Raw genomic sequence first — 7,403 nt, 5'->3', positions numbered from 1 at the left:
GACGGCTCGGGAGCGGCGTCGTCGTGCAGCACCCAGAGCCAGTCGCCCGATCCGCGTTCCCCCGAGCGGCCCCACCGACGGTCCGCGTCGGCCACCCCCGCGGCGACGGCGGTGCCGAACGCGGTGTCGCGCGGCAGGTCGAGCACCACGTCGACGGCGTTGGAGGAGCGCAGCAGGTCCTGGGTCGAGTCGACCGAGCCGGTGTCGACGGCGATCACCCGACGCGGGGCCACGGAGAGCCGGCCGAGCGCGCCGAGGGTCTCCGGCAGCCAGGCCTCGCCGTCGTGACAGACGAGCACGGCCAGTACGGGCGCCGTCGGGGCCACGCGTCCGTCCCTCCCACGACGCGGCCCCGGGTGCGTCCGGAGCGCCCGCCGTCGTCACGCCGTCGTCGGTCCCGGCCTGCGCCGGGCGATGACGAGAGTAGAAGGGCGCTCCCGCGCGGCCGTCAGGGGTCCGGGCGCGACCGTCGACCGCCGGACGGACGCGCCACCTCGTCTCCGACCCCGCGTCAGACGACTCGACGCTTGAGGCGACGGCGCTCCCGTTCGGAGAGCCCTCCCCAGATCCCGAAGCGCTCGTCGTGCCCGAGCGCGTACTCCAGGCACTCGGCCCGGACCTCGCAGCTGTTGCAGATCTGCTTGGCCTCCCGGGTGGAGCCGCCCTTCTCCGGGAAGAACGCCTCAGGATCGGTCTGGGCGCAGAGCGCGCGCTCCTGCCACTCCTGCTCGTCCTCACCCGTGAGGGCCATCAACTCCCCCAGGACGTCCCGCCCACCGGACCCCACGCTGCCCAGCACCACCGACCCGCTCTCCACACCGTTCACACGGCCTCCCTCACCACCGCTAGCACTCCCCAGCTGGCGGAGCGCCGGCCCCGCACCGGCGTGTACCTCGGGGTGAATTACAGCGGTGTCGTTCCATCCGGGTCAAGCGGGAGTACACGGCTGGCCGCATGTCGCGACGGACGGTCGTCACCTGCGGTGAACGCATGTACTCCGACGGCGACGCAGCGTGGCGAAAAGCCTATCGCGGGCCTGGGACACTGGATTCGTGGCCAGCGTCTTCTCCGCCCGGAGCTCCCCCCGGATCAGCCCGGTCTTCCTCGGTCTCGTCCTCGTGACGGCCGGCGGCGGGGCCCTCACCCTGATCGGGACCCGCATCGCCGTGACGGCGGGCATCGTCATCCTCGTCCTGGCGGGCTGGGCGGTGTCGCTGTGCCTGCACGAGTTCTCGCACGCGTTCGTCGCCGACCGCTGCGGGGACCACTCGGTGCGCGGGATGGGCTACCTCACCCTCGACATCCGCCGCTACGCCAACGTCGGGCTGACGTTCGTCCTCCCGCTGCTGTTCCTGCTCATCGGCGGCATCCCGCTGCCGGGCGGGGCGGTGTGGATCCGGCGGGGAGCGCTGCGCTCCCGGGCGGCCGCCAGCGCGGTCTCGGCGGCCGGTCCCCTCACGAACCTGGTCCTGGCGTTCCTGCTCGCCCTGCTGGTGCCGCTCGTGCCGCCGCTGCTCGGGGCCGGGCTGTCCTTCCTCGCGCTGATCCAGGTCCTCGCGTTCATCCTCAACATCCTCCCGATCCCCGGCCTGGACGGGTGGGGGATCCTCGACCCCTACCTGGCGGACTCCACGCGCCTGGCGGTCTCCCGCTTCGCCCCGTACGCCCCGCTGGTGCTCTTCGGGCTGCTGGTCCTCGTGCGGCCCGTGGCGACGGCGCTGTTCGCGCTCGCGTCGTTCGTCTACGGCGCCGTCGGCGGGGACAGCACCCTCGCGAGCCTCGGCCAGGAGCTCTTCTTCTTCTGGCAGCGGTGATCGGGTCCCCCTCCCCCGGCGGACCGTCGGGGGGCAGGGGCACGATCTGCGGTGTGACGGTGACGGTTCTGGTCGGGGGTGTCGGCGGCGCGCGATTCCTGCAGGGGGTCCTGGCCGCCCTGGGCGAGGGCGCCGACGTGCGTGCGGTCGTCAACGTCGGCGACGACATCTGGCTGCACGGGCTCCGGGTGTGCCCGGACCTCGACACGTGCATGTACACGCTCGGCGGTGGCATCGACACCGCGAAGGGCTGGGGTCGCGACGACGAGACGTGGTCGGTCAGGGCCGAGCTCGAGGCCTACGGGGCGGACCCGACGTGGTTCGGGCTGGGTGACCGCGACGTCGCCACCCACCTGGTGCGCACCCGGATGCTGCGGGCCGGCTACCCGCTCTCGCAGGTCACCGAGGCCCTGTGCCGCCGCTGGGCGCCCGGGGTCGCGCTCGTCCCGGCCAGCGACGACCGCATCGAGACCCACGTCGTGATCGACGACCCGCAGACCGGCGAGCGCCGCGCCGTGCACTTCCAGGAGTGGTGGGTGCGCCACCACGCGGAGCCGACGGCCCACGGGTTCGCCTCGGTGGGCCGGGACCAGGCCACCGCCTGCCCGGCGGCGCTCGCCGCGATCGCCGAGGCCGACGTCGTGCTGCTCGCCCCGTCGAACCCGGTGGTGAGCATCGGGACGATCGTCGACGTCCCGGGGATGCGCGCCGCCCTCGCCCAGGCGCCCGGCCCCGTCGTCGGGATCTCGCCCATCATCGACGGGCGGGCCGTGCGCGGGATGGCAGAGGCCTGCCTGTCGGCGGTGGACGTGGAGGTCTCCGCCGAGGGCGTCGCCCGGCACTACGGGGCGCGGTCCGAGGGCGGGTTGCTCGACGGCTGGCTCGTGCACTCCGGCGACACCGCCGAGGTGCCCGGTGTGGCCGTGCGCTCGGTGCCGCTGCTGATGAGCGACGCCGAGGCCACGGCCGCGATGGTGCGTGAGGCGCTCGACGTGGTGGGGCTAGCCGGTGTCTGAGGTCGCGACCCACACCGACCACGCGGCGACGGGCGGTCTCACGGCGTGGGGCGTCCCCGGGCTGCCCGAGTTCCGGCCGGGGGACGACCTGACGGCGGCGCTGGCCACGGCCCTGCGGCCCACCCTGGCCGACGGCGACGTCGTCGTCGTCACCTCGAAGGTCCTCTCGAAGGTCGAGGGCCGGCTCGTGTCGGTGCCACGCGACCCGGAGGCGCGCGACGCCGCCCGCCGCGCGCTGATCGACGACGAGACCGTGCGCGTCCTCGCGACGAAGGGCCGCACGAAGATCGTCACCAACCGCCTGGGGATCGTGCAGGCCGCGGCCGGGGTCGACGGGTCGAACGTGGCGGACGACGAGGTCGCACTGCTGCCCGAGGACCCCGACGGCTCGGCCGAGGCGCTGCGGGCGGGGCTCGCCGCCGCGCTCGGGGTGCGCGTCGCCGTCGTCGTCACCGACACCATGGGCCGGTGCTGGCGGCTCGGCCAGACCGACGCCGCCATCGGGTCGGCCGGGCTGGTCGCGCTGCACGGCTACGGCGGGGCGGTCGACGCCCAGGGCAACGAGCTGCTGGTCACCGAGGTCGCGGTCGCCGACGAGGTCGCGGCCGCGGCGGACCTGGTCAAGGGCAAGCTCGGCGGGGTGCCGGTGGCCGTCGTGCGCGGGCTGCGGCACCTGATCGGGGCCGGGCGCTCGGCGGGCGAGCTGGTGCGCCCCGTCGAGGAGGACCTGTTCTGGCTCGGCACCGCCGAGGCCCTCGCCCGCGGCGCACGCGAGGCCGTGGCGGCGCGGCGCTCGGTGCGGGCCTTCGCGCCCGACCCGGTGGACCCCGACGCGGTGCGCCGCGCCGTGGCCGCGGGGCTCACGGCCCCGGCGCCGCACCACTCCCGCCCGGTGCGCTTCGTCTGGCTGCGCGACCCCGCGCGGCGGGCGGCGCTGCTCGACGCGATGGCCGACTCCTGGCGCGCCGACCTCGCCCGCGACGGGTTCACCCCCGAGCAGGTCGCGCGGCGGACGGCCCGCGGGGACCTGCTGCGCGAGGCGCCCGAACTGGTCCTGCCGTTCCTGGTCCGCGGCGCGGAGGGCGGGGCGCACGACTACCCCGACGACCGCCGGGCCGGCTGCGAACGGACCATGTTCACCGTGGCCGGCGGCGCCGCGGTGCAGGGGCTGCTGGTGGCGCTGGCCGCCGAGGAGCTGGGCTCCTGCTGGGTGGGGTCGACGATCTTCGCCGCCGACGTCGCGCGCTCGGTGCTCGAGCTGCCGGCGTCGTGGGAGCCGCTCGGCGCGGTGGCGCTCGGGCACGCCGCGGAGCCGCCCGCGCCCCGCGCCGAGTCCGGCCCGGACGACCGGCTGGTGGAGCGGTGAGCGAGCCGACCGCCGCGGTGCACGCGGACGCGATCGCCGTCCTGGCCGCCTGGGAGGCCCCCGACCCCGGGCAGGCCGCGGTCCGGGAGGCGCTGCTGGCCTACCTCGCCCGGGTGCCCGACGCGTGCGCGCGCTCCTGCGCCTCCGGGCACCTCACGGCGTCCGCGCTCGTCGTGGACGACGCCGGCGAGCACGCGCTGCTCACGCTGCACCCGCGGGTGGGGCGCTGGGTGCAGCTCGGCGGGCACATCGAACCCGAGGACACGACGCTGGCCGGGGCCGCGCTGCGCGAGGCCACCGAGGAGTCGGGCATCGAGGGCCTGACGATCTCGGCCGCGCCGATCCACGTCGACGTCCACCCGATCACGTGCTCGCTCGGCGTCCCGACGCGCCACCTCGACGTCCGCTACCTGGTCCGCGCGCCCGTGGGGGCGCAGGCGCACCGCAGCGAGGAGTCGGTGGCCCTGCGGTGGTGGCCGCTGGACGAGCTGCCCGACGACGTGGCGTTCGGGCGGGCCCTCGCCCGCTGAACCCCGGAGCCGGGATCAGGCCGGCGCCACCGCCAGGGCGTCGCGCGCGTAGGCCGCGGCGCCGAGCGCGTGCCGGTCGAGCACCGCGGCGACCGCCTCCGTGACGTCCGGGCCGGCGAGCGAGCGGTGGCGGGCGGCCAGGTCGCGGGCGGTGGCCGAGTCGACCGCCTCGCCCGCGGCCCAGGCCCGCGCCCAGGCGGTGCCGAGGTCGTCGAGGGCGTCGGTGGCCGCCACGGGATCGGCGCCGAACCCGTCGAACAGCACGGTCGGATCCGCCGACCCCGCGGCGCCGGCCCGCAGCGCGGCGACCTGGCGGTCGAGGCGCTCACGCACCGCCTCGAGCGCCTCGACGAGCTGCCCGGGGTCCGCGGGGACGTCGTCGGGCAGTCCCAGCTCGGCGCGGACCAGGAGGCGCTGCAACGCCACGAGCTCGGCGTGCCCGTACCGCCGGCCGCCCTCGTCGTCGGGACGCTCGGCCGGCACGAGCCGCCCGCTGCGCTCCCACGCCCGCAGCTGCGGCACCGGGACCCCGCTCGCCCGGGCCACCTCGGCCGCGCTCCACCCCTCCACGCGCTACATCCCGCGGAAGTCGCGCGGCGAGTAGCGGGGCCCGAACCGCGGCCGTCGGAACCCCGACGCCTCGATGTAGCGGACCGCGCGCTGGCGCTGCGGGGCGTAGCAGGCGAGGACCTCGAGCATCCCGGCGTCGTCGAGCTTGCGGCCCACGAGGGCGTGGCCGACGGTCGACGGGATGTGGAAGTCGCCCACCGAGACGGCGTCCGGGTCGCCCCACGCCCGCTGCGCCACCTCGGCGGCGGTCCACACCCCGATGCCCGGGATCTTGCGCAGCAGCGCCCGGCCCTCGACCCCGCGCAGCTCGACCGCGCGCTCCAGCCGGTGCGCGACGGTGGCCGCGGCGAGGATCGCCCGACGCCGGGCGCTGTCCACGCCGGCCCGGTGCCACTCCCAGTCCGGGATCGCCCTGGTGTCGCGCGGCGTCGGGGGCACCCGCATCCCGCGCGGCGCGGGGCCGGGCGGGACCGCGCCGAAGCGCCAGCACAGCTCCCGCCACGAGCGGTGCGCCTCGATCCCGGTGACCTTCTGCTCGAGGACCGCGGCGAAGAGCTGGTCCCAGACCGCCCCGCACGAGCCCAGCCGCAGGCCCGGCATCCGGTGCCGGGCGTCGGCGACGATCGGGTGGTGCCCGACGAAGCCGGTGTCGTCGTCGTCCGCGCCGAGCAGGGCGGGCAGGCCGTCGAGCACCCACTCCGCGCCCGCGCCCCACGCGTCGGCGACGACCTCGGTGCCGACCCGCCGGATCCGCGTGGTCGCGGGGCCCGGCGGCGTCGAGCACACCCGCCACACGACCCCGGCCTCGTCCACGCGGCACGTCGGGTCGCCGCGACCGTGGCGCAGCGGCCCGATCAGCGCCCCGATGTCGAGGACGTAGCCGGGTTCCCACCGGCGCTGCCGGGCCGTTCCGCCGGCGTCGGGATGCTCCGCCCGCGGCTCGGGGGCGGGCAGGACGTCAGGCACTCCCCGAGAATCGCAGACCGCCGTCCGGGATGGTGATGCCGGGCCAGAGCCGCACGCCCTCACGCAGCTCGCACCCGGCCCCCACCGAGACCCCGTCGCCGACGACCGCGTCGCTGACCACGGTCTCGTCGCCGATCACCGCGCCCGGGCCGATCACCGAACGCGTCACGGTGACGTTGTCCCCGATCCGCGCCCCGTCCATGACGACCGACCCGATCACGCGCGAGCCGTCGCCCACGACGACGTCGCGGCCCAGGGTCGTGCCGTCCGAGAGCGACGCCGAGGCCGCGGTCTTCGCGCCCGGGAGCAGCAGCGCGGTCCCGACCGGGCCGGGGAGCGCGGACGTCGGCGCGATTCCCTGCACGAGGTCGGCGCAGCCGCGGACGAAGGCGGCGGGCGTGCCGAGGTCGAGCCAGTAGGACGACTCGACGTGCCCCTGGAGCCGGGCCCCGGCGCGCAGCAGGCCCGGGAAGGTCTCCCGCTCGACCGAGACGGGGCGCCCGGACGGGATCGCGTCCACCACCTCGCGCCGGAACACGTAGCACCCGGCGTTGACCTGGTCGGTCGGCGGTGTGAGCGTCTTCTCGAGGAACGCCTGGACCCGCCCGGAGGAGTCGGTGGGCACGCAGCCGAACGCCGACGGATCGGCCACCTTCACCAGGTGCAGCGTGGCGTCCGCGCCCGCGGTGCGGTGCTCCGCGACGACGGCGCCCAGGTCGACCCCCGAGAGGATGTCGCCGTTGAACACCACGACCTCGTCGTAGTCCGCCTCGAGCGCGTCGGCCGCGTGCCGGATCCCTCCGCCGGTGCCCAGCGGCTCCGGTTCGGGCACGCAGTCGAGCTGCAGGCCGAAGGCGGAGCCGTCGCCGAGGTAGTCCGCGAACACCTCCGCGCGGTAGGAGGTGCCGAGCACCACCCGACGGATGCCCGCGTCGGCGATGCGCGAGAGCAGGTGGCCGATGAAGGGCACCCCCGCGGTCGGGAGCATGGGCTTGGGCGTCGAGGCGGTCAGCGGCCGCAGCCGGCTGCCCTGCCCCCCGACCAGCACGACCGCCGCCGTTCCCCCGAGCGCGGCTCCGCCCCCGCCCGCTCGCGTGCCCGCACGTCCCCCCGTGGTGTCCACGACCGACCTCCCTGGTGG

9 protein-coding genes are annotated in these 7,403 nt (G+C 76.4%); 4 read left to right on the top strand and 5 right to left on the bottom strand.

Annotation, left to right across the window (positions count from 1 at the left end; all coding sequences use genetic code 11):
- Positions 1-326 (bottom strand): glycosyltransferase family 2 protein (locus tag AC0CYZ_RS20500; RefSeq protein ID WP_472218677.1); only part of this gene is annotated, 326 nt, incomplete at its 3' end.
- Positions 327-511: 185 nt separating this feature from the next.
- Positions 512-751, bottom strand: coding sequence for a WhiB family transcriptional regulator (locus AC0CYZ_RS20495; protein WP_472214743.1), 240 nt, complete (start codon positions 749-751; stop codon positions 512-514).
- A gap of 301 nt (positions 752-1,052) precedes the next feature.
- On the opposite strand from AC0CYZ_RS20495, the gene AC0CYZ_RS20490 reads away from it, so the two are divergent.
- From AC0CYZ_RS20490 to AC0CYZ_RS20475, 4 genes are read left to right on the top strand one after another with little or no spacing between them, the layout of a single operon-like run.
- Positions 1,053-1,814, top strand: coding sequence for a site-2 protease family protein (locus AC0CYZ_RS20490; RefSeq protein WP_472218675.1), 762 nt, complete (start codon positions 1,053-1,055; stop codon positions 1,812-1,814).
- A gap of 53 nt (positions 1,815-1,867) precedes the next feature.
- Positions 1,868-2,830, top strand: a complete 963-nt coding sequence (gene cofD, locus AC0CYZ_RS20485; RefSeq protein ID WP_472218673.1) for a 2-phospho-L-lactate transferase — start codon at positions 1,868-1,870, stop codon at positions 2,828-2,830.
- Entirely contained in the window at positions 2,823-4,196 is a 1,374-nt protein-coding gene (locus tag AC0CYZ_RS20480) for a coenzyme F420-0:L-glutamate ligase (protein WP_472218671.1), read from the top strand. The genes cofD and AC0CYZ_RS20480 overlap by 8 nt, the downstream gene beginning before the upstream one ends.
- Positions 4,193-4,726 carry an NUDIX hydrolase gene (locus AC0CYZ_RS20475; protein ID WP_472218669.1) on the top strand — a complete coding sequence of 178 codons (534 nt, stop codon included), beginning with the start codon at positions 4,193-4,195 and terminating at the stop codon, positions 4,724-4,726. Before AC0CYZ_RS20480 ends, AC0CYZ_RS20475 begins: the two co-directional genes overlap by 4 nt.
- Before the next feature lie 15 nt (positions 4,727-4,741).
- Here the strand turns inward: AC0CYZ_RS20475 and AC0CYZ_RS20470 are convergent, their stop codons facing one another.
- The 3 genes from AC0CYZ_RS20470 to manB all read right to left on the bottom strand — a co-directional run bounded on the left by AC0CYZ_RS20470 (position 4,742) and on the right by manB (position 7,310).
- Positions 4,742-5,296 (bottom strand): helix-turn-helix domain-containing protein, encoded by a 555-nt coding sequence (locus AC0CYZ_RS20470; RefSeq protein ID WP_472218667.1) that lies wholly within the window; start codon positions 5,294-5,296, stop codon positions 4,742-4,744.
- Positions 5,297-5,299: 3 nt separating this feature from the next.
- The gene (locus AC0CYZ_RS20465; protein WP_472218682.1) at positions 5,300-6,163 is read right to left on the bottom strand and encodes a DNA-3-methyladenine glycosylase family protein; all 864 of its coding nucleotides are present in this window, start codon (positions 6,161-6,163) and stop codon (positions 5,300-5,302) included.
- A gap of 91 nt (positions 6,164-6,254) precedes the next feature.
- Positions 6,255-7,310 carry a mannose-1-phosphate guanylyltransferase gene (manB, locus tag AC0CYZ_RS20460; RefSeq protein WP_472218679.1) on the bottom strand — a complete coding sequence of 352 codons (1,056 nt, stop codon included), beginning with the start codon at positions 7,308-7,310 and terminating at the stop codon, positions 6,255-6,257.
- Between the last annotated feature and the right edge of the window lie 93 nt (positions 7,311-7,403).

The organism is Actinomycetospora sp. (assembly GCF_055612215.1).
The sequence above is the reverse complement of the archived record's forward strand: the minus strand, read 5'-3'. Positions and strand labels throughout refer to the sequence as shown.